Source organism: Thermocrispum municipale DSM 44069 (genome assembly GCF_000427825.1).
In the GTDB taxonomy this organism is placed as follows: Bacteria; Actinomycetota; Actinomycetes; order Mycobacteriales; family Pseudonocardiaceae; genus Thermocrispum; species Thermocrispum municipale.
Genome location: NZ_ATYT01000004.1, coordinates 112,494 through 137,372, shown reverse-complemented (window position 1 = coordinate 137,372; position 24,879 = coordinate 112,494). Strand labels below are relative to the sequence as shown.

At 69.8% G+C, this 24,879-nt stretch carries 24 protein-coding genes; 14 read left to right on the top strand and 10 right to left on the bottom strand.

Features of this window, described 5'->3' with window-relative positions:
• Positions 1–89: 89 nt before the first annotated feature.
• Positions 90–1,718: a chaperonin GroEL gene (gene groL / locus YWM_RS0104020; RefSeq protein WP_028849629.1), complete on the top strand. Its 1,629-nt coding sequence runs from the start codon at positions 90–92 to the stop codon at positions 1,716–1,718.
• 234 nt (positions 1,719–1,952) lie between these two features.
• Here groL and YWM_RS0104015 read toward each other — a convergent pair whose 3' ends face one another.
• The 3 genes from YWM_RS0104015 to YWM_RS0104005 all read right to left on the bottom strand — a co-directional run bounded on the left by YWM_RS0104015 (position 1,953) and on the right by YWM_RS0104005 (position 3,855).
• The gene (locus YWM_RS0104015) at positions 1,953–2,576 is read right to left on the bottom strand and encodes a DUF5701 family protein (protein ID WP_342664921.1); all 624 of its coding nucleotides are present in this window, start codon (positions 2,574–2,576) and stop codon (positions 1,953–1,955) included.
• 66 nt (positions 2,577–2,642) lie between these two features.
• Complete coding sequence (locus YWM_RS0104010; protein ID WP_028849627.1) at positions 2,643–2,849, bottom strand: PspC domain-containing protein; 207 nt, start codon at positions 2,847–2,849, stop codon at positions 2,643–2,645.
• Positions 2,850–2,901: 52 nt separating this feature from the next.
• Positions 2,902–3,855 carry an o-succinylbenzoate synthase gene (locus YWM_RS0104005; protein WP_028849626.1) on the bottom strand — a complete coding sequence of 318 codons (954 nt, stop codon included), beginning with the start codon at positions 3,853–3,855 and terminating at the stop codon, positions 2,902–2,904.
• Between the two features lie 76 nt (positions 3,856–3,931).
• Between YWM_RS0104005 and YWM_RS0104000 the strand changes: the two genes are divergently transcribed.
• Positions 3,932–4,519, top strand: a complete 588-nt coding sequence (locus YWM_RS0104000; RefSeq protein ID WP_028849625.1) for a type 1 glutamine amidotransferase domain-containing protein — start codon at positions 3,932–3,934, stop codon at positions 4,517–4,519.
• A gap of 280 nt (positions 4,520–4,799) precedes the next feature.
• Here YWM_RS0104000 and YWM_RS26035 read toward each other — a convergent pair whose 3' ends face one another.
• The 3 genes from YWM_RS26035 to YWM_RS0103985 all read right to left on the bottom strand — a co-directional run bounded on the left by YWM_RS26035 (position 4,800) and on the right by YWM_RS0103985 (position 7,916).
• Positions 4,800–4,964: a hypothetical protein gene (locus YWM_RS26035; RefSeq protein WP_156914629.1), complete on the bottom strand. Its 165-nt coding sequence runs from the start codon at positions 4,962–4,964 to the stop codon at positions 4,800–4,802.
• Between the two features lie 182 nt (positions 4,965–5,146).
• Entirely contained in the window at positions 5,147–6,787 is a 1,641-nt protein-coding gene (locus YWM_RS0103990; RefSeq protein WP_028849624.1) for a DNA repair helicase XPB, read from the bottom strand.
• 151 nt (positions 6,788–6,938) lie between these two features.
• Positions 6,939–7,916 (bottom strand): ABC transporter substrate-binding protein, encoded by a 978-nt coding sequence (locus YWM_RS0103985; RefSeq protein ID WP_169720957.1) that lies wholly within the window; start codon positions 7,914–7,916, stop codon positions 6,939–6,941.
• Positions 7,917–8,247: 331 nt separating this feature from the next.
• On the opposite strand from YWM_RS0103985, the gene YWM_RS22115 reads away from it, so the two are divergent.
• The 3 genes from YWM_RS22115 to YWM_RS0103970 are packed head-to-tail and all read left to right on the top strand — an operon-like array spanning position 8,248 to position 12,220.
• Positions 8,248–11,412, top strand: coding sequence for a sensor histidine kinase (locus tag YWM_RS22115; protein ID WP_052344536.1), 3,165 nt, complete (start codon positions 8,248–8,250; stop codon positions 11,410–11,412).
• Complete coding sequence (locus YWM_RS0103975; RefSeq protein WP_028849622.1) at positions 11,412–11,810, top strand: roadblock/LC7 domain-containing protein; 399 nt, start codon at positions 11,412–11,414, stop codon at positions 11,808–11,810. The genes YWM_RS22115 and YWM_RS0103975 overlap by 1 nt, the downstream gene beginning before the upstream one ends.
• A 14-nt stretch (positions 11,811–11,824) precedes the next feature.
• Positions 11,825–12,220, top strand: coding sequence for a DUF742 domain-containing protein (locus YWM_RS0103970; protein WP_156914628.1), 396 nt, complete (start codon positions 11,825–11,827; stop codon positions 12,218–12,220).
• A gap of 12 nt (positions 12,221–12,232) precedes the next feature.
• Here the strand turns inward: YWM_RS0103970 and YWM_RS0103965 are convergent, their stop codons facing one another.
• Positions 12,233–14,515 (bottom strand): helicase-associated domain-containing protein, encoded by a 2,283-nt coding sequence (locus YWM_RS0103965; protein ID WP_028849620.1) that lies wholly within the window; start codon positions 14,513–14,515, stop codon positions 12,233–12,235.
• A 184-nt stretch (positions 14,516–14,699) separates the two neighbouring features.
• Between YWM_RS0103965 and YWM_RS0103960 the strand changes: the two genes are divergently transcribed.
• From YWM_RS0103960 to YWM_RS0103945, 4 genes are all read left to right on the top strand, one after another.
• Positions 14,700–14,891: a hypothetical protein gene (locus tag YWM_RS0103960; protein WP_028849619.1), complete on the top strand. Its 192-nt coding sequence runs from the start codon at positions 14,700–14,702 to the stop codon at positions 14,889–14,891.
• Positions 14,892–14,958: 67 nt separating this feature from the next.
• Positions 14,959–16,353 carry an NAD-dependent malic enzyme gene (locus YWM_RS0103955; protein ID WP_028849618.1) on the top strand — a complete coding sequence of 465 codons (1,395 nt, stop codon included), beginning with the start codon at positions 14,959–14,961 and terminating at the stop codon, positions 16,351–16,353.
• A gap of 104 nt (positions 16,354–16,457) precedes the next feature.
• A complete protein-coding gene (gene moaC, locus YWM_RS0103950) occupies positions 16,458–16,928 on the top strand; it encodes a cyclic pyranopterin monophosphate synthase MoaC (protein WP_028849617.1) in 471 nt (156 codons plus the stop codon).
• Positions 16,921–17,910 (top strand): molybdenum cofactor biosynthesis protein MoaE, encoded by a 990-nt coding sequence (locus tag YWM_RS0103945; protein WP_028849616.1) that lies wholly within the window; start codon positions 16,921–16,923, stop codon positions 17,908–17,910. The genes moaC and YWM_RS0103945 overlap by 8 nt, the downstream gene beginning before the upstream one ends.
• A 569-nt stretch (positions 17,911–18,479) precedes the next feature.
• Here YWM_RS0103945 and YWM_RS0103940 read toward each other — a convergent pair.
• The 3 genes from YWM_RS0103940 to moaA form a co-directional block, all read right to left on the bottom strand.
• Positions 18,480–19,145 (bottom strand): LysM peptidoglycan-binding domain-containing protein, encoded by a 666-nt coding sequence (locus YWM_RS0103940; RefSeq protein WP_028849615.1) that lies wholly within the window; start codon positions 19,143–19,145, stop codon positions 18,480–18,482.
• Between the two features lie 409 nt (positions 19,146–19,554).
• Positions 19,555–19,809, bottom strand: coding sequence for a MoaD/ThiS family protein (locus tag YWM_RS0103935; RefSeq protein WP_028849614.1), 255 nt, complete (start codon positions 19,807–19,809; stop codon positions 19,555–19,557).
• Between the two features lies 1 nt (position 19,810).
• Entirely contained in the window at positions 19,811–20,848 is a 1,038-nt protein-coding gene (moaA, locus tag YWM_RS0103930; RefSeq protein WP_084612172.1) for a GTP 3',8-cyclase MoaA, read from the bottom strand.
• 155 nt (positions 20,849–21,003) lie between these two features.
• Between moaA and YWM_RS0103925 the strand changes: the two genes are divergently transcribed.
• Genes YWM_RS0103925 through YWM_RS0103905 form a run of 5 tightly spaced genes read left to right on the top strand, consistent with a single transcriptional unit; the run spans position 21,004 to position 24,870 of the window.
• Positions 21,004–21,411 (top strand): TOBE domain-containing protein, encoded by a 408-nt coding sequence (locus YWM_RS0103925; RefSeq protein WP_028849612.1) that lies wholly within the window; start codon positions 21,004–21,006, stop codon positions 21,409–21,411.
• Complete coding sequence (gene modA / locus YWM_RS0103920) at positions 21,408–22,145, top strand: molybdate ABC transporter substrate-binding protein (protein ID WP_028849611.1); 738 nt, start codon at positions 21,408–21,410, stop codon at positions 22,143–22,145. Before YWM_RS0103925 ends, modA begins: the two co-directional genes overlap by 4 nt.
• On the top strand, positions 22,120–22,929 hold the full coding sequence (locus YWM_RS0103915) for an ABC transporter permease (protein WP_043659585.1): 810 nt from the start codon (positions 22,120–22,122) through the stop codon (positions 22,927–22,929). The genes modA and YWM_RS0103915 overlap by 26 nt, the downstream gene beginning before the upstream one ends.
• On the top strand, positions 22,926–24,053 hold the full coding sequence (locus YWM_RS22110; RefSeq protein WP_052344534.1) for a sulfate/molybdate ABC transporter ATP-binding protein: 1,128 nt from the start codon (positions 22,926–22,928) through the stop codon (positions 24,051–24,053). The genes YWM_RS0103915 and YWM_RS22110 overlap by 4 nt, the downstream gene beginning before the upstream one ends.
• A gap of 7 nt (positions 24,054–24,060) precedes the next feature.
• The gene (locus YWM_RS0103905; protein ID WP_028849609.1) at positions 24,061–24,870 is read left to right on the top strand and encodes a metallophosphoesterase; all 810 of its coding nucleotides are present in this window, start codon (positions 24,061–24,063) and stop codon (positions 24,868–24,870) included.
• The last annotated feature ends 9 nt before the right edge of the window (positions 24,871–24,879 follow it).

The window sequence follows — 24,879 nt, the reverse complement described above, 5'->3', positions numbered from 1 at the left end:
GGCACCGAGCCTGGCCAAGCTGTAAGAGTCCTGCCGTGCGGCCGTGGAAGCTGCCGTTACGGCGCCCAATACCGGAGGACCATACCGACATGGCCAAATTGATCGCGTTCGACGAGGACGCCCGCCGCGGTCTCGAGCGCGGCCTGAACACCCTCGCCGAAGCCGTCAAGGTGACGCTGGGCCCGCGTGGCCGCAACGTCGTGCTCGAGAAGAAGTGGGGCGCGCCGACCATCACCAACGACGGTGTATCCATCGCCAAGGAGATCGAGCTCGAGGACCCGTGGGAGAAGATCGGGGCCGAGCTCGTCAAGGAAGTCGCCAAGAAGACCGACGATGTCGCCGGTGACGGCACCACCACGGCCACCGTGCTGGCTCAGGCCCTGGTGAAGGAAGGCCTGCGCAACGTCGCGGCCGGCGCCGACCCGGTCGCCCTCAAGCGCGGCATCGAGCAGGCCGTCGAGGCGGTGACCGAGCAGCTGCACAAGTCCGCCAAGGAGGTCGAGACCAAGGAGCAGATCGCCGCGACGGCGTCCATCTCCGCGGCCGACCGCACCATCGGTGAGCTGATCGCCGAGGCGCTGGACAAGGTGGGCAAGGAAGGCGTCGTCACCGTCGAGGAGTCGCAGACCTTCGGCCTCGAGCTGGAGCTCACCGAGGGTATGCGCTTCGACAAGGGCTACATCTCGGGCTACTTCGTCACGGACGCGGAGCGCCAGGAGTGCGTCCTGGAGGACCCGTACATCCTGCTGTACGGCTCGAAGATCTCCAACGTCAAGGACCTTCTCCCGCTGCTGGAGAAGGTCATGCAGACCAACAAGCCGCTGCTGATCATCGCCGAGGACGTCGAGGGCGAGGCGCTGGCCACCCTGGTCGTCAACAAGATCCGCGGCACGTTCAAGTCCGCCGCCGTCAAGGCGCCGGGCTTCGGCGACCGCCGCAAGGCGATCCTGCAGGACATCGCGATCCTGACCGGCGGCCAGGTCATCACCGAGGACGTCGGCCTGAAGCTGGAGAACGCCGACCTGTCGCTGCTGGGTAAGGCCCGCAAGGCCGTCATCACCAAGGACGAGACCACCATCGTCGAGGGTGCCGGCGACGCGGACCAGATCCAGGGCCGGGTCAACCAGATCCGCGCCGAGATCGAGAACAGCGACTCGGACTACGACCGCGAGAAGCTGCAGGAGCGGCTGGCCAAGCTGGCCGGTGGCGTGGCCGTCATCAAGGCGGGTGCCGCCACCGAGGTCGAGCTGAAGGAGCGCAAGCACCGCATCGAGGACGCGGTGCGCAACGCGAAGGCCGCGGTCGAGGAGGGCATCGTCGCAGGCGGTGGCGTCGCGCTGCTGCAGGCTTCCAAGGCCGCGTTCGACGGTCTGAAGCTCGAGGGCGACGAGGCCACCGGCGCCAACATCGTCAAGGTGGCGGTGGAGGCTCCGCTCAAGCAGATCGCCATCAACAGCGGTCTCGAGGGCGGCGTCGTGGTGGAGAAGGTCAAGTCCCTGCCCGAGGGCCACGGCCTGAACGCCGCTTCCGGTGAGTACGAGGACCTGGTCGCCGCCGGCGTCATCGACCCGGCCAAGGTGACCCGCTCGGCGCTGCAGAACGCCGCGTCGATCGCCGGTCTGTTCCTCACCACCGAGGCCGTTGTCGCCGACAAGCCGGAGAAGGAGAAGGCCGGCGCGGCCGACCCGACCGGCGGCATGGGCGGCATGGACTTCTGACGGACGCCGGCTTCGGCGACCGTCAAGGTCGAGCCACACGAAAGGCCCGGGTGCCGAGCACCCGGGCCTTTCGCATGTGTGCGGAACGGGCGGCTCGCCCGCGGTTCGGCGGTCCGCGTAGCGGCTCACCCGGCGCGCCTGCGGCAGGCTGCCTCAGTTCGCCCGCGGCAGGCTGCCTCGCCCCGGCGCGGGTCGCCTCGGCGCACTCGGCTCGCCCGAGCCGGCCGCCTCGGCTCACCCGGTCCGTCCGGCGCAGGACGCCGACCCGAGCCACGTGTGCGGATTCCCCGCCCAGCACCACCCGAGCTTCGGCGCCTTCTGGCTGATCCACAGCGCAGGCACGCGCTTGTCCCCGCACCGGGAAGCCAGCAGCGAGAAACAGTTGTTCTTCTCCAGCGAGGCCGGGAACTGGGTGATGAACGCGATGCCTTCGGCCACCGTCAACGGCGAGCGGCCCTGTTCGAGAATGTGCGGCAGCGCCTTGTTCGGCGCCACGTTCAGGGTGGCCGCGCCACGATCGACGTCCGTCACCAGGTAAGCATCGCCGGGCGGGATCGTGACGTCCTCGATCGGGTCGAATCGGCCGATGTCCTCCGGGTCGAACACGCTGAACCCGGGGTTGCCGTTCAGCTCGGTGCGGGCGATCTGCTCGGGGATCGGCACCAGTCTCGGGCTGATGACCAGCACGAAGGGCACCCGCGCCCGGGTGGGCTCACCGGCGACGGCGTGCTCACGCAGCGGGGCGACCAGCGCGCGCAGGTCGGACTCGGACACTCCAGCGGCCGCCGGATAGCCCTTGTCCACCAGGTTCTGCACCTGACGGTCGAATTCGGCTCCAGCGTCATGGGAAATGGGCACGGGCACCTCCGGAAGTGGCAGCGTCAGGGCTACAACGGCGGAGGCCGTGCCGGTGTTCCCGGATGATCACTCCTCCGGCATGAGCACCCAGCAGATCACGTAGAGCAGCACCGGGGTGCCGATACCGAAGACCGTGGCGGCGGCCAGCAGGATGCGCAGGATCGCGGCGTCGACCCCGAGGTAGGCCGCCCAGCCACCACACACGCCGGCAAGCATCCGGTCGGTGGTGCTGCGCCGCAGCCGCTTCGTGGTCGACGTGTTCGTCTCAGTCATGACTCCAGGGTCGTCCCCGCAGCGGCCGCGCACATCGGGGAGCGACCCTGAATCAACCCTGATCCTGCGCCAGCGCCCGTACCCGCTCGAGCCGGTCGAGCCAGCGTCGTGTGGTCGCCTCGTCGGCCGCGGGGAAGTCGTCCGGGTCGGGCTGCGGTGGCTCGGTCAACACCGGCAGGTATCCGTCGACCGGGCCGAGCGACGGCCGCGCCGCGTCCCTGGTCAGCAAGCTGAGCGTGCCCAGGCCGCAGGCGTAACCCAGCTCGGGCAGCGCGGCGGCCAGCGCGACCCCGGCGGCCAACCCCACGCTGCTTTCCACCGCGGACGACACCACGCACGGCAGCCCGCAGGCTTCGGCGACCCGCAGGGCCCGGCGAACCCCGCCCAGCGGGGCGACCTTCACCACGGCGACATCCGCTGCCTCGGCGACCGCGACCCGCAGAGGATCGTCGGCCCGCCGGATCGACTCGTCGGCCGCGATCGGCACGTCGAGCTTGCGCCGGACCGCCGCCAGCTCGTCCAGGCCGGCGCACGGCTGCTCCACGTACTGCAACCCACCCGCGGCCCGGTCCAGCTGCCGGATCGCCGTCACCGCGGTGTCGACATCCCAGGCGCCGTTCGCGTCGACCCGCACAGCACCGTCCGGCCCCAGTGCATCCCGCACCGCGGCGACTCGCTCGCAGTCGTCGGCCAGGCCCACCTCGGGCGCGGCCACCTTCACCTTCGCCGTCCGCGCTCCGGAGGCTCGTACCAGCTCGAACGCTCGCTCAGGCGGGACCACCGCAACCGTGGTGTTCACCTCGATGCGGTCCCGCACGGGCGCGGGCCAGCCTTCGTTCGCCGATTCCAGCGCGGACAGCAGCCACGGCACGGATTCGGTGTCGGAATAGTCGTCGAACGGGCAGAACTCGCCCCAGCCTGCCGGACCGCGCAGCAGCACGCCTTCGCGCACGGTGACGCCGCGGAAGCGATTGCGCAGCGGAATCGCGTAGACATGAACGTCCATCGAGTCCCCATCCTGGCACGAGGTTTGAGCCACCCGGCCAGTGTGCAACCCGCTGGTACCGATAGAGGAGGTAGCAGTGGCTAACACCCTGGAAGGCAAGACGATCGCTTTCGTGGTCGCACCCGAGGGCACCGAGCAGGTCGAACTGACCGAGCCCTGGAAGGCCGTCGAACAGGCGGGCGGCACCCCGAAGCTGTTGTCCACCCAGCGTGGTTCCATCCAGGCGTTCAACCACCTGGACAAGGGCGACCAGTTCTCCGTGGACGAGTCCGTGGAGGCCGCTTCGGTGGAGGATTACGACGGGCTGGTCCTTCCTGGCGGGGTAGCCAACCCGGACAACCTGCGGATGAACCCGTCCGCCGTGCGGTTCATCGGTGAGTTCTTCTCCCGGCAGCTGCCCGTGGCGGCCATCTGCCACGCGCCGTGGACGCTCATCGAGGCGGACGTGGTGCGCGGGCGTCGGATGACCTCGTGGCCCAGCCTGCGCACCGACCTGATCAACGCCGGCGCGGAGTGGGTCGACGAGGAGGTCGTGGTGGACAACGGCCTGGTGACCAGCCGCAAGCCGGACGACCTGCCCGCGTTCTGCGCGAAGATGGTCGAGGAGTTCGCCGAAGGCAAGCACGCAGGCCAAGCCAGCGGTGCGGCCGCCGCCAAGGCCTGACCCCGAGCCGACAACAAGGCCCGGACGACACGGCCCTGCAGCACAAGAAGGCCCTGTCGCACAACCAGGCCGTGCAGCACAACAAGGCCCTGTCGCACAACCAGGCCGTGCAACACAACAAGGCCCTGCCACCCCGGAGGAGGGGAGCGGCAGGGCCTTGTCTGTCAGCAACCGCTGCGGGTGAATCCCCGAACGACCCGCGGCGACTACTCGGACTACCCGGACGCTGCTCGACATCAACGAGTACAGCCAGACACCTCATGGCGCCCGGGTGCCCGGGTCAGTGGGCCGAACGCAGCGAGCGGCGCGCCCGGCGGGTTTCCCTGTGCGGCCGGCTGTCGGTGCGACGAGCCAGGATCTCTTTCCCCGCGCGCTCGGCCTTGGCCTCCGCGCGCAACGTGTTGGCCCGCTCGTTAGCCAGCTTGGTGTAGATGTAATCGTTCACTTCGGGCCTCCTACTTCCGCCTCGATTACCAGAGTCGGGGTAAGGCCCACCCGCCGACATCAGGCATTCGCCTCGTGATTCGGCCCGGGTAAGGGCATCGGCGGCCCGCGGGTAAGGGATCACGCAGTCGGACGTGAAGTAGCTCTCATCAATCCTTACACAGTGCCGCTGACCTGCGGAAATCAGCCTTCGAAGGCCTCCGCGTCGCGGATGGTGTAGGCGTAGCCCTGCTCGGCGAGGAAACGCTGCCGGTGGGCCGCGTAGTCGGCGTCCACGGTGTCTCGCGCGACGATCGAATAGAAGTGCGCCTGCCGTCCGTCCGCCTTGGGCCGCAGCAGTCTGCCGAGCCGCTGCGCCTCCTCCTGGCGCGACCCGAAGGTGCCGGAGATCTGAATCGCCACCGCTGCCTCGGGCAGGTCGATGGAGAAGTTCGCCACCTTCGACACCACCAGCGCACGCAGCTCGCCCGAGCGGAACGCGTCGAACAGCCGCTCGCGCTCGGCCGTGCGCGTCGACCCCTGGATCACCGGGGCGTCCAGCTCCGCGCCGATCTCTTCGAGTTGCTCCAGGTAGGCGCCGATGATCAGCACCTGCTCGTCGGCGTGCTTGTTCACGATCGACTTGATCGCCGGCGTCTTCGACCGCGCGGTCGAGCAGATCCGGTAGCGCTGGTCCGCGTCGGCCGTTGCGTAGGCCATCCGCTCGGAATCCGTGAGCGTCACGCGCACCTCGATGCACTCGGCGGGCGCGATCCAGCCCTGCTGCTCGATGTCCCGCCACGGCACGTCGTACCGCTTCGGCCCGATCAGCGAGAACACGTCGCCCTCTCGGCCGTCCTCGCGCACCAGCGTGGCGGTCAGGCCCAGCCTGCGACGGGATTGCAGATCTGCGGTCATCCGGAACACCGGAGCGGGCAGCAGGTGCACCTCGTCGTAGATCACCAGCCCCCAGTCCCGGGAGTCGAACAGCTCCAGGTGCCGGTAGGAACCCTTGGTCTTGCGCGTGAGCACCTGGTACGTGGCGATGGTGACCGGGCGGATCTCCTTGCGCTCGCCGGAGTACTCGCCGATCTCGTTCTCGGTCAGCGACGTGCGGGCCAACAGCTCGCGCTTCCACTGCCGACCCGCCACCGTGTTGGTCACCATGATCAGCGTGGTGGCCTCGGCGCGGGCCATGGCGGCCGCGCCGACCAGCGTCTTCCCCGCGCCGCACGGCAGCACCACGACGCCTGAACCACCAGCCCAGAACGCGTCCGCGGCCTGGCGCTGGTAGTCACGCAGCTGCCAGCCGTCCTCGCGCAGGGACATCGGGTGCGCTTCGCCGTCGACGTAGCCCGCGTGGTCCTCAGCGGGCCAACCGATCTTCAGCAGCGCCTGCTTGAGCCGCCCACGCTCGGACGGGTGCACGACGACGGTGTCCTCGTCGATCCGCTCGCCGAGCATCGGACTGATCTTCTTGTTGCGCAGCACCTCTTCCAGCACCGCGCGGTCGGTCGTGGTCATCACCAGCCCGTGCGCCGGGTGGTTGACCAGCTGCAGGCGGCCGAAGCGCGCCATGGTGTCGACCACGTCGATCAGCAACGGTTGCGGGACGGGGAAGCGCGAGTGCTTCGTCAGCGCGTCCACGACCTGCTCGGCGTCATGCCCGGCTGCGCGCGCGTTCCACAACGCCAGCGGCGTGATTCGGTACGTGTGGACATGCTCCGGTGCGCGCTCGAGCTCGGCGAACGGCGCGATGGCCATCCGGGCCTCGTCGGCACCTTCGTGGTCGACCTCGAGCAGTACGGTCTTGTCCGACTGGACGATCAACGGACCATTGCTCATCCGTCCTTTATAGCTGCGCCCACCGACTCGCTCGCCGCTCGGTGTGATGCACGGGTCACCAGATGAGGCTGCGCGCCGCGGCTTGCGTGCGTGGCGGCGGCACGAACTGCCTGGCGGAAGGGGTCTACGCAGCTTCTGCCGCCGGGGCGCGTCAGGAGGCGGCGCGTCCCGGCAGCAGCTCGACCACGGCGATGCGCTCGGCCACCACCCCGGAGCGATGCAGCAGATCGGCCACCCGCTGCAGCCTGCCCTCGTTCAGCGACGTGGGGAACGTGCCGAGGGCGACCATCTGTGTCGTGGTCCTGTCCAGCCCGGTCAGCTTGCTCAACTCCGAACGCACGGCCGCACCGTCGGCCGCGAGCGCCTGCGAGCGCACCAAGGCGCGACGAAAAGCCGCATACGTCTCCGGTCGGGCGTGTGCGCGGTGGTGCGGCGCCACATAGGAGGAGAGCGGAAAGTCCATCAGCGCGCCCCGGGCGGTGTCCATGATGATCTCCGCGCCGTGCTCCTTCTGCGCGCGGCTGATATTGGGTTCGGTCATCCACACCGCGTCGACCTTCCCGGACTGCAGCGCATCCATCATCGCCGAGAACCCCAGCTCGACGAACGTGATGTCGTCCGGGTCGACGCCCTCGGTGGACAGCCGCATCCTGGTGGCCAGCTCGCCGAACGGCCTACCCGGTTCGACGCCGATGATCGGGTCGGGCTTGTCCGTCGGCACCTCGTAGCCGTGCCCCGGCAGGGCAACCAGCGCCATCGTGTTCGGACCGCACGTGTACGCCTCACCCTGCACTTCGAAGCGTGTCCCCTCGGCCGCTCTGCGCAACATCAAGTAATTGCTGACCAGGCCGACATCGGCGGTGCCGTCCATGACCGCCCGGAGCACGCCGGCGTCGGTGGGCTGCTTGACGAACCGGAGCTGCAAACCCTCTTCGCGGAAGAAGCCGCGCCGCACGCCGAGCCGCAGCGGAACCACGTCGACCGACGCCCTGGCCGCTACACGGAGAGTTTGCTGCTCCACCGGATACGGCCGTTCGGGTGAGATCGTCGTACAAGCGACGCCGATCAGGGCCACGCACATGCTCATCCCCAGCACGGACAGGCGCCGGAGGCGACGGATGAGCGTCACGCGCATTGTGTGCCGTCCGAATCGGAGATTGTGCAGGTCTGGGCGGATTCTAGTCAGCACGCACCGACCGGGGGATACGGTTCGTCGGCGGTTCTCGCCGCGCGGAAATCCGGCAAATCGGACCGCCTGCACGCTCCGTCAGCAAGCACTACTGCAATTGCAGGACCTTTGCTCTGTTTCGCTCGCGCATTACCCTCCAGGAGTTCTCATTCGTTCCCACAAGAACTGAGCAGCTCCGTAGGCCGCACGGGGCACCGGCCCACGCGGAGCGCCGGACGGATGCAGTACCGAAAGGGGCGTAGTGCGGAGGAAGGCCCGGGAGGGTGACGCGGTGAGCCGTGCGCCCGAACCTGCGCGCACCGGACGCGATCGCCTTGGCAAGACGATCGCGCAGATGCGCCGCACCCGGTCCGGAACGCCGTGGCGGCTGCGCAACTGGTCGCTGCGCACCAAGCTGATCGCGGTCCTGCTCATCCCGACCCTGACCGCGTTGGTGTTGATCGGACTGCACTTCAACACCCAGCTGCGGGCGGCCAACAACCTCAGTGAGCTGTCGGCGCGGGTGACGGCCGACCGGGCGCTGGCGGGCCTGGTGCACGCATTGCAGCGCGAGCGCGATCTGACGGTCCGGTTCGTGGCCAACGGGCGCAAGGCCGACGACGAGACCGAGTTCGCCGAGCAGCGCAGGCGGGTGAACGCGCGGCTGGGCACGTTCAGCGAGGTCTACAACGCGGTCAAGCCGAAGATGTCGGACCCGGCCGTGAAGGACCTGGAGCAGGTGCGCAAGGAACTCGGCGGCTTGCCGCGGCTGCGTTACGGCGCTCAGCACGACAAGTACCCGGCGAACAAGGTGCTCAGCGGGTACGGCTCGTTGATCTCGGACATCCTGGCGGCCCGTGGTCGCACGGTTGCCGGGGTCAGTGAGCCGGAGCTGGTGCGCCTGCAGCTGGCCACCACCGCGGTGAGCCGGATCAAGGACCAGCTGTCGATCACCCGTGGCCTGGTCGACGAAGCGCTCGTGGTCGGCAAGCTGTCGGTCGACCTGCGCCGCGAGCTGGCCGGCGCGAACTCCGACCTCGAGGCCTGGCGCAGCGAGTTCGAGACGTTCGCGACGCCCGAACAAGAGCGGATGTACGACGACAAGGTCACCGGTACCTTGGTCGACCAACGCAACGACATGCTGGACACGGTCGTCGCGCGCAGCGAGAACGGGCGCTCGTTGCAGGGCATCGATCGTGCCCAGTGGGACACCGCGTCGACCTACATGGCCAACCTGGTGTTCGAGGTCGAACAGGCCCTGCAGGCGCAGATGCAGGAACGCACCGACGCGTTGGCCGACCAGGCGCGCACGTCCGCGCTGCGGGACGGCGCCATCGTGCTGGCTCTGCTCACGATCGCCGCCCTGCTGGCCGTTGTCATCGGTCGTTCGCTGATCCGTCCGCTTCGGACGCTGCGCAGCACCGCGCTCGAGGTGGCCGAGTATCGGCTGCCTGCCGCGGTCCACGGGCTGCTGGCCAATCCGCGCAATCCGCGCAAGACCGACGTCGCGCCGGTGCCGGTGGACAGCACCGAGGAGGTCGGTCAGGTCGCCAGGGCGTTCGACGCGGTGCACGGGGAAGCGGTGCGGCTGGCCGGTGAGCAGGCCGAGCTGCGGCAGAACGTCAACGCCATGTTCCTCAACCTGGCCAGGCGTGGTCAGGAACTGGCCGAGCGGCAGCTGGACGTGCTCGACGGCATGGAAGCCGACGAGCAGGACCCTGATGTGCTGGCCAAACTGTTCGAGCTGGATCACCTGGCCACCCGATCGCGGCGAGTGGCGGAGAACCTGCTGGTGCTGACGGGCAACGACTTCGCGCGGATGCTTCCCGGTTCGATCCCCGCGTCCGAGGTGATGGCCGCTTCGCTGTCGGAGATCGAGCACTACCAGCGTGTGCAGCTGTCCACGATCCCGGAGATCGCCGTCCGTGGTGACGCCGTCGGCGACGTGGTGCACGTCATCTCCGAGCTGCTGGAGAACGCCACCAACGAGTCCGAGGACGAGACGGTCTCGGTGGTCAGCTCGATCACCAGGGAAGGCTGCTGGAAGGTCGAGATCACCGACAGCGGCGAGGGCATGACCGACGAGGAGATCGACCGGGCCAACGCGCGGCTGGCCGATCCGCCGGAGATCGACGTGGAAGCCTCCCGCCGGATGGGTCTGTACGTGGTCGCCCGGTTGGCCAAGCGCAACGGCCTCGAGGTGCGGTTGCGGCACGCGCCCACCGGTGGTCTGACCGCCGTGGTGATCGTGCCCGCGCGGTTGATCGGGGAGATGCCGCCGACGGGCACCCGGCGGACCGAGGAGGACGACCCGAACCGGCCGCTGGACTGGCTGGAAACGGCCTCGCGCAGGCAGGCCGTGCGGGAGGCCCGCACGGCCCAGACCAAGGGCACGTCGCGGCCGCCGCGGGTGGCGCCGATCGAGGAGCGCAGGCCGGACCCGGAGTTGGTGCCCGGTCATCCGCTCGAGGAGGACGGCCCCACCGAGCGGATGCCCGCCTACCGCGATCTGCTCAGCAAATGGTTCGAACAGGTGCAGACCGGGCTGCGGGATCGCGACGGCGGGGACGAGCAGGAGGATTCCGCGGACTCCGGCGAGGACTTCGAGGTGTTGACCGAGGCCGACATGGCTGCTGCGGCGCAAGCGGCCGAGCGGCGCACGGAGAAACGGAGGGCGGCCACCGAACCGCCGACGAAGCCCGAGTACCAGCCGGCGTCGGTGTCCACCAGCAGTGACTCGCAGGACGATCGGCAGGAAGCCGATCCCGATGCGCCCACGCGACGTCAGCGCGAGCCGGTGCGGACCTCCGCTCGGTCGGAGTCGTCCGGGCCCGAGCTGGACTCCCGAACGGTGCGCATGACCAGGCGGCAGCACGCGGCGATCGAGGTGAGCGCGCAGCTGGCCGCCGCAGAAGGGAAGCCGGCGCCCACGAACGGGTCGCCGCACGGCGACAACGACCGGACGGTGCGGCAGCACACCGGCTCCTCGAACGGCTCGGCGCACGGCACTGCCTCGAACGGTGCGAGCCGTGGCAACAGCGGCGCGGCACGCGGAAACGGCTCGAGCGGTGTGGGCCGCGGCAACGACTCGAGCGGCGCGGCTCGTGGCTCGAGCGGCTCGGCGCACGGCAACGGCTCCGCGAACGGCGCGACCCGCGGCAGCGGCTCTTCCGGCGCCGACCGTGATCACACTGCCCGGAGGGGCACGCCGAACGGATCGAACGGGACCAATGGGAGCAACGAACGGCAGACGGCTGCCACGGTGCGTAGCCGACCAATCTCTCGTGCACCGGAAGCGGTACGCGGACGCATGAAAAGCTTGGCCGAAGGGCGGCGTAGGGCTCGACAGCCGCGGCGCGATGAATACGCTGAGTCCGGGCAGCCAGCGACCGTCGGATCACCACGGCAGTCCTGGCCCGCGAGCAGGCCAGGAACGGGAGGCGAGAAGGAGGGCTAGTGACCGCGTCCGCTGGACAGTCCGCCGGTTACGGCTGGCTGGTGTCGGACTTCGTTCAGCGGGTCGCGGGGGTCGCTCACGCGGTCATCGTCGAACCGGACGGGCGCATGCGAGCCGGTTCCCGACGACTGCCGCCGGAGCGGGCCGAACAGTTGTGCTCGATCGCGGCGCGGCTGATGCGGCTGACGGAAGAGGCCGCCGCTTCGTTCAAGGGCGGGGCGGTGGCGCAGACGATGGTGGAGATGGAGCTCGGGTACTTGTTCCTCATGTCGATCGGCGACGGTTCCGCGCTCGCCACGCTCGCTTCGCCCCGCTGTGACCTCGGTGAGGTGGCCTACGAGATGACCACGCTGGTCGACGTGATGAACGAGCGACTCGGCACGAATCATGCGCGGTGAGGAGCATGCAGGGGATGGATGAACCGACCAGGTATCCGGTTTCCGAAACCGCCGGCCCGCCTGCGCCGCGACATGTCTCGCTGGCCAGGCCGTACGCGCGCACCGGTGGGCGGACCAGGCCTGATCAGGATCTGTCCCTGGAAGCGCTGGTCACCACGAGCGAGCAGGGCAGGCGCTACGAGGGCGCCCGCACCGAAGAACACCGCAGGATCTGTGACTTCTGCGCCAACGCCCGCACGGTGGCCGACATCGTGGCGGAGCTGCAGCTGCCGCTCGGTGTGGTGAAGGTGATCGTCGCCGACATGGCCGCCGAGGGCCTGGTGTTGGTGCACCAGCCCGGGTTGGCGTTCGGCGACCGGTCGTCCCGCGAGTTCATGCAGCGGCTGCTGAACAGCCTGCACGCGCTGTAGGTCGTCCCACGGTCATTCCACATAGGCGGCGGACGTGATCCGGTGCAACGGGTACCGGTCGTTGTCCGCGCCGTCCAGGATCCCCGCACTGACGCGCACCGGCGTGACCACCCGCTGTGCCGCGGTGCCGTTCGCGTCGACGTAGCCGATCCAGACCTGCCGTCCGGTGCGCACCGCTTCGGCCAGAAGCTCGAGCGTCGCGGACGTGTCGCCGGTGCCGCCCGCGTTGCGGACGCCTGCGCCACGGCGCGCTGACGCTGCTGCGTCGCCTGCCCGCATGCGCGCGACCACCTCCTCGGCCTGCTCCGGGGAGAGCTGGTTGCGGGTGGGCAGGGCCCGGCGAGCTGGGCCGCGCGGGGCGGCGACTCGGCGCCCCCGCGGAGTCAGGTCGACGACCTGACCGTTCATGCCTTCCGCCGCAGGCGAGAACCCCGCCGCGCGCAGCCCGTCAAGTACCTCGGCCAACGGCAGCGGGCTGACCAACACCGTCGGGGCGATCCGGCGTAGCTGGAGTTCTTCCGCGGCCGGGTGGGCGAGCACCTCGGCGATCAACACTTCGTCATCGCTGCGCAGGAACGAGGAGGCGGCCCCGCCGCGCAGCCGTCCGTGCCGGCGAGCGACGTCGTCGATCAGGTACGTCAACGACTGCGGCACCGGAGTGCGGGACCGCTTGGCGAACAACTCGTGCAGTTCGCTTGCGGTGCGGCCGCTGTCCAGCGCGCGCCGAACCGACTGCTCGCTGATCCGGTAGACCGTGGCGTGGCCGGCCGACTCGATGTCGGCGACCGCGGCGATGTCGTCGGCGAGTCCCGGTTCCAGCGGGCCGGGGGCGACCACCGTGAGGTCGGCCTGTACCAGCACGTGGTCGACCGGGTCGGGGAGCGCTTCGGCCATCGCCACGGTTGCGCGACGGCGCAGGTCGTCCGGCGTCTCGCCCGGCTCGACGTCGGCCAGCAGCGCACGGGTGGCCGAGGGGACCGCGCCGAGCGCGATCACCCCCAGCGCCGCCGCCTCCGCCAACACCCAGCGGGCGGCGTCGTCACGAAGCCGGCCGCCGCGCCGGGGGTTGCGCCACGCCAGCAGGGCGATGAGTTCGGCGTTGTCGACGATCCCGGTGCCCGGTGGCAGCTCCGCAAGGGCTCCGAGCACCCGGCGCCGCACCGAGGGTGCGGTGGGACGGTGCAGCCGATCGGACAGCGGCGCGGGCACGTCGGTGCGCCGTGCCGACCCGGATTGGTCGTCCGGCCAGTCGTGCACCAGGCCGGGCAACCTGGGCATGTCGAGCCAGGCAGCGGCCAGCAACGCCCACCGGGCCGCCGGCCCGGTGGCCAGCCAGCTGTCGGCCAGGGTGGTGGGCACGAACTCCGGCGTGGTCGAGCCGCTGTCCGCGACCAGCCCCGCGGCCACCACGACCTCGGCGAGCAGCACCGCCCGCGGCTCGTCGATCTCCAGCTCGCGGCAGATCCGGCGCACCTCGCGCACACCGAGCCCGCCCGCCTTCAGCACTGGCGGTGGGTTCTGCGACCACGACGACAGCAGTTCGCCGACCTGCCTGCACAGCTCCATCGCCTCGCCCGCGGCGGTCTGGTCGACCGACTCCTGGCTGAACGACCGGGTGCGCAGTTCCGGCTCGTGAAGGGTCTGCGGGCCGAATGCTCGGCCGCCGCGCAGATGCAGGCCGATCTCGCGGGGCAGCTCGACCGTCTGGCTGTCCCGGCGCACGAGCAGCCCCCGGGCCAGCAGACGTTGCACCGGTGTACGCGCGGACTCCAGATCGACGTCGACCGAGGCGTCGCGGGTACGGCCGATCGGCGCGCCCGTCGCCAGCTTGGTCAGCACGTTCTTCTCGTCGTCCGGCAGCTCGTCGAGCATCGCGGCCACGTCGGCGTCGGCCGGCGTGGGCAGGCTGCGGCCCAGACCGGCGGGGAACGGTCCGAGTGTCTCGCGGACGGCCGGGAGGGTGCTGATGCCCTCGTCGGTCGACCAGCACAGCGCAAGGCGCTCCAGCGCGGCGAGATCCTCCGCCGCGTCGATGCCCAGCAGCTCGTCGATTGCTGACTTCGGCACCGGCTTGGTGTCGGCGTCCAGCAGCAGCAACGCTTCCGCGGTGGCCAGCTGGCGGGCATTCAGCTGCTCGCACGCCCGGGCGACCGAGCCAGGCGTCGCGGCCCGGCGGGCCAGGACCTCGGTGTCCGCGGGCGGCGGTGTGGCCAGGTCGCGGCGGGCCAGCAGCAGCGCGGCGAGCTGCTCGTCGGAAGCGGCACGCAAGACGTCAGCAAGCATCATGGCAACAATACGGAGCGACGCTTCGCGGTGGCAGGTCCGGGCGAAAGGCCGATCATCGCGGGGCCCAGATCGCCCCAACCGGCGGACATTCCGTCCCTGCGGCCGGTCATCGCCGGGCTCGCGATGGAAAAGGCAACCGTATGCCTTAGGCTGTCGAACGCCGGTGAGAAGTCGGTGGACAGCGGAGGATGACGTGGCTGGCGGCAAGAGGGTGAGCAAAGAGCGGATCGACCCGGCCTGGCCCGAGGTGCCCGACGGGAACGTCCCGGTGAGCGAGCTTGCCGCGGACCGGCAGGGTTCGCTCTCGCCGTTCGGTGAGGTGTCCTTCCCGCAGGAGCGCGTGCCTTACGTGCACCCGGAAACCAAGATCAACAAGGAGCCCTGACCTCTCCACGGCGGCCCGCGGGCCGGTTGAGCAAGTTCGACGACAACATTCAACAGCGGAGTGTCCCATGGCTGTCCCTGGTCCCGGTTACTCGATCACGGTCCGGGTGGAAGCCCCGGCCGCGGCCAGCACCGCGGGTGATCTGACCACGACGGTCGGCCAGGTAGGCGGGGTGCTCACCGCGTTCGACATCGTGGAGTCGCACGCGGACTCCATCGTCGTCGACATCAGCGCCAATGTGCTGGACGCCGAGCACGCTACGGGCGTGACCGAGGCGCTGGACAAGCTGCCGGGTGTTCGGGTTCGCAAGGTCTCCGACCGGACGTTCCTGATCCACCTCGGCGGAAAGATCGAGGTGACCAGCAAGGTCGCGTTGAAGAACCGTGACGATCTGTCCCGCGCCTACACACCGGGCGTGGCCCGGGTCTGCAACGCGATCGCCGAGAACCCGGAGGACGCGCGGCGCCTGACCATCAAGCGCAACACGATCGCGGTGGTCACCGACGGGTCCGCGGTGCTGGGCCTGGGCAACATCGGCCCGGCGGCCGCCCTTCCGGTGATGGAGGGCAAGGCGGCACTGTTCAAGAAGTTCGCCGGGGTGGACGCGTGGCCGGTGTGCCTGGACACCCAGGACACCGAGGAGATCATCCGGACCTGCGAGATCCTCGCGCCGCAGTACGCCGGCATCAACCTGGAGGACATCAGCGCCCCGCGGTGCTTCGAGATCGAGGCGCGGCTGCGGGAGAAGCTGGACATCCCGGTGTTCCACGACGACCAGCACGGTACGGCGATCGTGGTGCTGGCCGCGCTGCGCAACGCGCTGCGGGTGGTGGGCAAGCGGATCGAGGACTGCACGATCGTGGTGTGCGGCGTCGGTGCTGCGGGCTCGGCGATCATCCGGCTGCTGCAGCTGAACAACCCGGGCAACATCGTGGCGGTCGGCCGGGACGGCATCGTCACGACGGAGACCAACGACAAGTCGGCGAACATGCTCCACATCGCGCAGACGACCAACAAGAACGGCATCTCCGGGTCGCTGCACGATGCGCTGGTCGGTGCCGACGTGTTCATCGGCGTGTCCGCGCCGAACCTGTTCGGAGCCGAGCAGGTCGCCACGATGGCCGATGACGCGATCGTGTTCGCGTTGGCCAACCCGGACCCGGAGATCGACCCGATCGAGGCGCAGAAGCACGCCGCGGTGGTCGCCACCGGCCGGAGCGACTACCCGAACCAGATCAACAACGTGCTGGCGTTCCCCGGTGTGTTCCGCGGCCTGCTGGACGCTCAGGCCCGCAACATCACCGACGACATGTTGGTCGCCGCGGCGAACGCGATCGCGGACGTGGTGGACGGCGACCGGTTGAACCCGTCGTTCATCGTGCCCAGCGTGTTCGACTCGGCCGTCGCGCCCGCGGTGGCCGAGGCGGTGAGCGCGGTGGCGCGCGGGGAGAAGCGCGACTGATCGCGTCCGCCGGCCGGGACCATTCGTCGGCCACGTAGCTCGTGCGCGTGGTACCCGGTGAACTGGCTCCGTCCACGCGCACTGCGCGGCAGTAGCCTGCATATGTGAGCGAGTTGAGTCACCTCGACGCAGCGGGCGCGGCCCGCATGGTCGACGTATCCGGTAAGGCCGAGTCCTCCCGGACGGCGGTGGCGTCCGGTGTGGTGCGGACGACGCCCGAGGTCATCGGCCTGATCAGCGAAGGCGGGCTGCCGAAGGGCGACGCGCTGGCGACCGCGCGGATCGCGGGCATCATGGGCGCCAAACGCACGCCGGAGCTGATTCCGCTGTGCCATCCGCTGGCCATCTCCGGTGTCACGGTCGACTTCGAGCTCGGTGAAGCGGAGGTGCGCATCGTGGCCACCGTGAAGACGACCGACCGCACCGGGGTGGAGATGGAGGCGCTCACCGCGGTGGCGGTGGCCGGGCTGACCGTGCACGACATGATCAAGGCGGTCGACCCGGCGGCGACGCTCGATGCCGTGCAGCTGGACCGCAAGGAAGGCGGAAAGCGGGGTGTGTGGACTCGTGACTGACCATCAAGCCCAGCAGACACGCAGCGCACGGGTGATCGTGGCGTCGAACCGCGCGGCCGCCGGGGTCTATCCGGACCGCACCGGTCCGATCATCGCCCAGTGGCTCGCAGCGCGCGGCTTCGCCGTCGAAGGTCCGTTGGTCGTGCCGGACGGTGAGCCGGTGGGCGCCGCGCTGCGGGAGGCCGTGGGCGCGCGAGTGCACGTGGTGATCACGACTGGCGGCACCGGCATCTCGCCGACGGACCGCACGCCGGAAGTCACCGCCGAGGTGCTCGACTACCAGGTTCCCGGCCTGGCCGACGCCGTTCGTCGCGCCGGCCTGCCCGATGTGCCGACCGCGGTGCTGTCGCGCGGCTTGGCCGGGGTCGCGGGCCGCACGCTGATCGTCAACCTGCCGGGATCACGTGGCGGGGTCACCGACGGTCTGGAGGTCCTCGACGGGGTGCTCGACCACGCGCTCTCCCAGCTCGCCGGCGGGGATCACCCGCAGACGCAGCAGAGTTCCGCCGTGCAGGTCGCTGAGCAGCCTGCTGAGCCCACGACGACCGAGTCCGGCACCGCCCGCGTGGTCCTCGTCGAGATCAGCGAGGACGACCTCGACGTGGCCGAGCACGAGCGGCTGGTCGCCGACGAGGCGGCCGGGGCCGTGGTGTCGTTCGCCGGGGTAGTTCGCAACCACGACGGCGGCCGTTCGGTTGCCGCACTGCACTACGAAGGCCACCCCACCGCCAAGGACGTCCTGCGCGCGGTGGTGGCCGAAGTCGCCGCGCGACACCCGCAGATGAAGGCCGTTGCGGTCAGCCACCGCGTGGGGGATCTGAGCATCGGCGATGTAGCGCTGGCGTGCGCCGTGTCGGCGGCGCATCGGCGGGAAGCCTTCGCGGCCTGCGCGGACCTGGTCGACACGGCCAAGGCCCGGCTGCCGATCTGGAAGCACCAGCAGTTCACCGACGGCACCGACGAGTGGGTCAACTCGCCGTAAGGCCGCGCCGACTTCCTCGACGGTTCTGGTCGACTCGGCGTGCGGCGCGCCCGCGTCCTCGACCGTTCTGGTCGGCGTGTAGCGCGCCCGTCGACAGTGCTGGTTGACTCGGCCCGTTGCGCGCCCGCGTCCTCGACGGCACTGGTCGATTCGGCCTGTAGCGCGCCCGCGTCCTCGACGGGTTTCGGCGACTCGCCGCGAGGCCGGCGCGCGGCCCCGGGGCGGAGCCTCGAGAGGGCGTGAGCGTGCGCGCGGCGGGACCTCGAGATGTGCGAGCGTGCCCGGGGTGGGCTCGAGCGTGTGCTGGGCGGCCTTCAGGCGAGCGTGCGCGGGGCGGGGCCGGGGTGCGGAGCATGGCGCGTCGGCACCCTCATAGATGCGCTGAAAGCCCCGAAACCCGCAGGGACTCCGGCCGGCGCACCACCGCCAAGGCCGCTCAGCGGCTCTGAGAGAGCCACTGAGGCCCTGCGGCAGCTTGTCCGGCGGGTGCCCTGGGGTCGGGGCCCAGCGGGGACGGGGAGCGCGAAGGGGCCCGCGATGCGCCCACCGCCGGGCCCCTCCGGGTCAGATCACTTGGTCGCGATCTTCTGGCCGACCAGGATCAGGTCCGGGTCGCCGATGTAGTCCTCGTTCAGCTCGTGCAGCTTCTTCCAGCCGCCCTTGACGTGCTTCTTCGCCGCGATCTCCGACAGCGTGTCGCCCTTGCGGACGGTGTAGTCGCCGTTCGGGTTCGACTTGGTCACGCGGGCACGCTCCGGGGCGGCCTTCGGGGCCTGCTCCTCGGTCTTCTGCTGCTTCTGCTGCGGCTGCTCCTGAGCGCCACCACCCTCGGTGTTGGTGCCCTGGTAGCTCTGGCCGCCACCACCGGCGTTGAACCAGCCGGTCTTGGCCGAGCAGGCGGGCCATGCGTTCGGGCCCTGTGCGGCGAGGACCTTCTCCGCGATGCGGATCTGCTCCTGCTTGGAGGCCTGGTGCGGCATGCCCTGGCCGCCGTAGGCCTGCCAGGTGCTCGCGGAGAACTGCAGACCACCGTAGTACCCGTTGCCGGTGTTGGTGGCCCAGTTCCCGCTGCTCTCACACTGGGCGAGCATGTCCCAGTTCGGGTTGTACTCGGCAGCGTTGGCCGGGGTCGCGGCGATCGCCAGCGGCGCACCGACGGCCATGCCGGTCGCGGCCACGCGAGCAAGGTTGCGACTTACAGTGGACGGCTTTCGATGCTTGCCTCGATAAGACATAGGGACGTACTCGTACCTCCGCGCCGCCGACTCAGCAGGGGTCAACCCGCGCGTCCCTGTCCCGGAGTTCTTTCGTTCGGGGGATGGGTTCGGGGCTCCACCGGACAGGGCATGGCGAGCGGAACCCCGGTTGTGCGGTCGGTTCGGGGCCGACCGAGCATCGACGGTACGTAATCGGATTCGATAACGGAAATGAAACGAAGCGTGATCTAGATCATAGTAACGAAGATTTCTCACCGACGATCCCGGCGTTTCCGCAGTTCAGAGCGTCGTTACCAGCTTGTAGCCTTGCCGAGATCAATTACGCTGGGTGAGGTTTAGCTCACGTACTCTTCCGCTCGTTACGCCCTTCGTGGGTGAGGGTGTGACGGCGTTCGGACGAGTGGGTGGAGTACTTCGCCCCGGGCACTCAGCCACCTGCGAATGGTGGGAGCACGTCCACCTGGGCGCCGTCGGGCAGCGTTCGCGAGCGGTCGGTGGTCGCCACACCGTTGATCAGGAAGCTGGCCACGGTCAACACCTTCTCCAGCTTGCCGGGGTGATCGGCGGCCAGGCGCGCGATCAGATCGTTCACCGTGGCGCCGTCCGGCAGTGCGATGGCTTCCGAGTCGGTGCCCGCCGCGGCACGGGCCGACGCGAAGAAGTTGACCTGGACCTTGAGCATGTCACCCGCCGATCGCGCTCATCGGGCGCAGCGGCTGCGCGAACCCCTCGGAGTTGATCTCGTGCCCCGGCCCCTTGGCCCACATGGTGGCGCGCCACACGTTGGCGATGTCCTCGTCCGAGCCGCCGTTGCGCAACACGGTGCGTAGATCGGCCTCGTCCGTACTGAACAGGCACGAGCGCAGCGAACCGTCGGCGGTCAGCCGCGTGCGGTTGCAGGCCTGGCAGAACGGTCGCGTGACCGAGGCGATGACGCCGACCTCACCGGGGCCGCCGTCGACCAGCCATCGCTCGGCCGGCGCGGCGCCCCGCTCCTGGTCGCTCGGCTGCAGCGAGAACTCCCGGGAGAGGATCTGCAGGATCTCCTCGGCGGTGATCATCGACGCGCGATCCCACTGGTGCTGGGCATCCAGCGGCATCTGTTCGATGAACCGCAGGTGGTAGCCGTGCTCGAGGCAGAACCGCAGCAGTGAGCACGCCTGGTGGTCGTTGACCCCGCGCAGCAGGACGGCGTTGACCTTCACCGGGCGCAACCCGGCCTCCTGGGCGGCGCGCAAGCCGTCCAGCACGTGGTGCAGCCGGTCCCGTCGGGTGATCTCGGTGAACGTCTGCCGGTCGATCGTGTCCAGCGAGACGTTGATGCGGTCAAGACCGGCGGCGGCCAGTGCGGGGGCTCGCTTGGCCAGGCCGATGCCGTTGGTGGTCATCGCCACGCGCGGGCGCGGCCGCAGCGCGGTGATCTCGGCGACCAGGTCCTCGAGCCCGCGCCGCAGCAGCGGCTCCCCGCCGGTCAGGCGGATGTCGGTGACGCCGAGCATCTGCACGGCCACGCGCAGGACCCGCAGCAACTCCTCGTCGGTGAGGATGTCCTCCCTCGGCAGCCAGTCGAGGCCCTCCGCGGGCATGCAGTAGCTGCAGCGCAGATTGCATCGATCGGTCAGCGACACGCGTAGATCCGTGGCCACCCGGCCGAACTTGTCGATCAACCCCGGGGTGTCCGGGCGGCCAGCCATGTCGCCTCCGCCGTAGTCGCGCACCATGCGCGGGATTCCGAGGTTGATGACCGTCACACCCCCAGGGTAGCTGCGAGGGCAATGGGTGCGCGCCAGTGATTTCCGCGCCGTGAGCAGCTGATTCGGTCTTGCGGACGATTAGCCGTGGATTATTCCGTAGATGCGGATCTAAACTCCATTTTGTGCCGCAGTATCGGATCTCAGAAGCGGCCCGGCTGCTGGCCGTCAGCGACGACACGGTGCGCCGCTGGGTCAAGGCGGGCGAGTTGACCGCGACCACGGACGCCGCGGGGCGCGCGGTGATCGACGGCGAGGAGCTGGCGGCGCGGGCCCGCAAGTACGCGGCCGAGGTGGCGGACCCGTCGGAAGTGAACCGGTCGGCCCGCAATCGGTTCGTCGGTCTGGTCACCGATGTCGTCACCGACACCGTGATGGCACAGGTCGAACTGCAGTGCGGGCCGCACCGGGTGGTCTCCCTGATGAGCTCCGAGGCGGTCCGCGAACTCGGCCTGCGTCCCGGCTCGTTGGCTGTTGCCGTTGTCAAGGCCACCACCGTCGTGGTGGAGACCCCGCAGCGGAGGTCGGCATGAGAACCGTCGCGCTGGCTCTGGCCGCGGCGCTCCTGGCGGCCTGCTCCCCGGCGGAGGCCACACGCACGGTGACGGTGTTCGCCGCGGCATCGCTGACCGAGACCTTCGAGCAGCTGGCGAAGAAGTTCGAAGCGCAGCACGACGGCGTCGATGTGCGGCTGAGCTTCGGCGGGTCGTCCCGGCTGGCGGAGCAGATCGTCGAGGGAGCACCGGCGGAGGTTTTCGCGGCGGCCGACGAGAAGGCGATGGCGAAGGTGACCGCGGCGCGTCTCGCTGACGGCAAGCCGCGGGTGTTCGCGCGCAACCGGCTGACCATCGCCGTGCCGCCAGGTAACCCGATGGGCCTCAAGGGTCTTGCTGACCTGCGAAAAGACGACCTGACGGTGGTCATGTGCGCTGCCGAGGTGCCGTGCGGCCGGGCAGCTCGCGCGCTGACGACCGCCGCGCAGGTGCAGCTCGAGCCGGCGAGTGAGGAGCCGGACGTGAAGTCGGTGCTCGGCAAGGTCGCTACGGGCGAGGCGGACGCCGGACTGGTGTACGTCACGGATGTGCGCGCCGCCGACGACAAGGTCGACGGGGTACCGATCGCCGGGGCGGACGCGGCAGCGAACTCGTACCCGATCGTGATGCTGCGGGAGGCCGCCGAGAACAAGCTGGCGCGACAGTTCGTGCAATTCGTTCTGAGCGACGAAGGGCAGCGGGTGCTCCGTGACGCGGGATTCGACGCTCCGTAGCGGCCTGCGCTCGCCGCGACTGCTGTGGGTCCCCGCAGTGGTCGGGCTGGCGCTGATCGTGCTGCCGGTCGCCGGTTTGCTGCTTCGCGTCGACTTCGCCCGGCTGCCCGCTCTGTTGACCTCGCCGGCCTCCCTGGATGCACTCGAGCTGTCACTGGTGACCGCCGCCATCTCCACACTGCTGTGCGTACTGCTCGGGGTGCCGCTGGCGGTGGTGTTGGCTCGGGTCCGGCGCGGAGCTCGCGTGCTGCGGGCGATCGTCGTGCTGCCGCTGGTGATGCCTCCCGTTGTCGGTGGCCTCGCGCTGTTGTATTTGCTCGGGCGGAACGGCTTCGCCGGCTATCTGCTCGACGTCGTCGCCGGCGTGCGTGTCCCGTTCACCACGGCCGCGGTCGTCCTGGCGCAGACGTTCGTGGCGATGCCGTTCCTGGTGATCAGCCTGGATGGCGCCATCCGTGCCGGGGGAGATCAGTACGAGCGGGTCGCCGCGACGTTGGGAGCAAGCCCGTGGGTCGTCTTCACCCGCGTGACGCTGCCGTTGCTGCTGCCCGCGCTCGGCTCCGGTGTGGTGCTCAGCTTCGCTCGCGCGCTCGGTGAATTCGGCGCGACGATCACGTTCGCGGGCAGCCTGCAGGCGGTGACGCGAACGCTGCCTCTGGAGGTGTATGCGCGGGCCGAAGCGGACGTGGACAGCGCGGTGGCGTTGTCGTTGCTGCTGATCGTGGTGGCCATCGTGGTGATCATGGCCTCCGGGCGCCGGATGACCGATGGGGTGCGGCCATGACGCTGCACGCCGTGGTCCGTGCGGTGCGGGGGCAGTTCGAGCTGTCCGTGGAGCTGTCCGCCGAACCGGGACACGTCGTCGCCGTGCTCGGCCACAACGGCGCGGGCAAGTCGACGCTGCTGGACTGCCTCGCCGGGTTGCTGCATTCGCCGGAGACGTCCGTTCGGCTCGACGGCCGAGAGCTCAGCTTGCTGCCGCCATACCGTCGACGGGTCGGTGTCCTCCGTCAGCGACCGCTGCTGTTTCCGCACCTGAACGTGCGGGACAACGTGGCCTTCGGCCCACGGGCGGCGGGTGCGCGCCGCCGTCAAGCGCGCGAACTGGCCGACCGGTGGCTGGCCGCCGTCGATGCTGCCGAGTTGGCCGATCGCAGGCCGGCGCAGCTGTCCGGCGGCCAGGCGCAGCGAGTGGCGCTGGCCCGTGCGCTGGCCACTGATCCCGAGCTGCTGCTGCTCGACGAACCGCTGGCAGCGCTGGACGTCGACGCCGCCCCTGCGATGCGCGGCCTCCTGCGCGATGTGCTGCGTACGAACACCGGGCGAGTGACAGTCCTGGTGACACACGACCCGCTGGACGCCCTGGCGTTGGCCGACACCGCCGTGGTCCTGGCAAACGGTCGTGTCGTCGAACACGGGCCGACGCAGCGCGTGCTGTCCGCTCCGCGGACGCCGTTCGCGGCGCGGTTGGCCGGGTTGAACCTGGTCGCGGGCGAGGCCGTCGAGGGCGGCCTGCGCACGGCGGACGGCGCCCTGCTCCATGGCCTGCACGCCGCCGACACCGAGCAGAATTCGCCTGCCGTTGCGGTGTTCGCCCCGTCCGCGGTCTCGGTGTACCCGCGGGATGGGCGCGTCCCCGGGAGCCCGCGCAACACCGCCGATGCCGTCGTGGCGGCGTTGGAGCCGCACGGGCCGGTGATCCGGCTGCGCACGCAAGCGGCCGCCGGCTGGGCGGGGGGATTGGCCGCGGATCTGACGCCCGCTGCGGTGGCCGACTTGGCGCTGGAACCCGGCACACCCGTCACGGTCGTGGTGAAAGCGACCGCGGTCGACGTCCATCCCGCGTGGCCTTCCGGGCTTGCTCGCGGTCCTGAACTGCCGGAACGCTCCGGGCAGGCCTACAGTTGAATCAACTATGGATGACAGGGAGCGGCCCACGTACGTCGTCGGCGATGTGCACGGCCACCGGGAGGAGCTGGCCACGGCGCTGCGCGCTGCCGGTTTGCTCGACGACGACGATCGGTGGGCAGGTGGCGAGTCCCGGGTGTGGTTCCTGGGTGATTTCGTCGATCGTGGGCCGGACGGCATCGGTGTCATCAACCTGGTGATGGATCTGGTGGACCAGGCCGCCGACGCGGGCGGGTCGGTCGACACGCTGCTCGGCAACCACGAGATCCTCATGCTGGGTATGTACGCGTTCGGTGACACCGCCGTGCCGTCGGATTTCGGTGTGCGCAGTTTCGCGCGGAGCTGGCTGCTCAACGGCGGCCGTCCCGACGACATCAAGGGCCTGACCGACCGGCACCTGGAGTGGTTGTCCACCCGGCCGGTCATCGCGCACGCCGAGGATCACCTGCTGATGCACTCCGACACCACGGAGTACCTGGAGTGGGGCGACGACGAGAAGTCGATCAACGACGCCGTGCGGGAGATCCTCGCCGATGACGACCTGACCGAGTGGTGGGAGATCTGGCGTCGCATGACCACGCGGTACGCGTTCCGCGGGCCGGACGGACCCGAGGTCGCCGACCTGATGCTGCAGCGGCTGGGCGGCACGCGCATCGTGCACGGGCACAGCGTGATCGCCGACCAGATGGGTGTGGCGCCGGAGGAGATCACCAAGCCGCTGTTGTACGCCGGGGGCAAGGTGCTCGGCGTCGACGGTGGGGTGTTCGTCGGCGGGCCGATGCTGGTGGTCTCCCTGCCGTACGACGAAGACGAATGACCCGCTGTG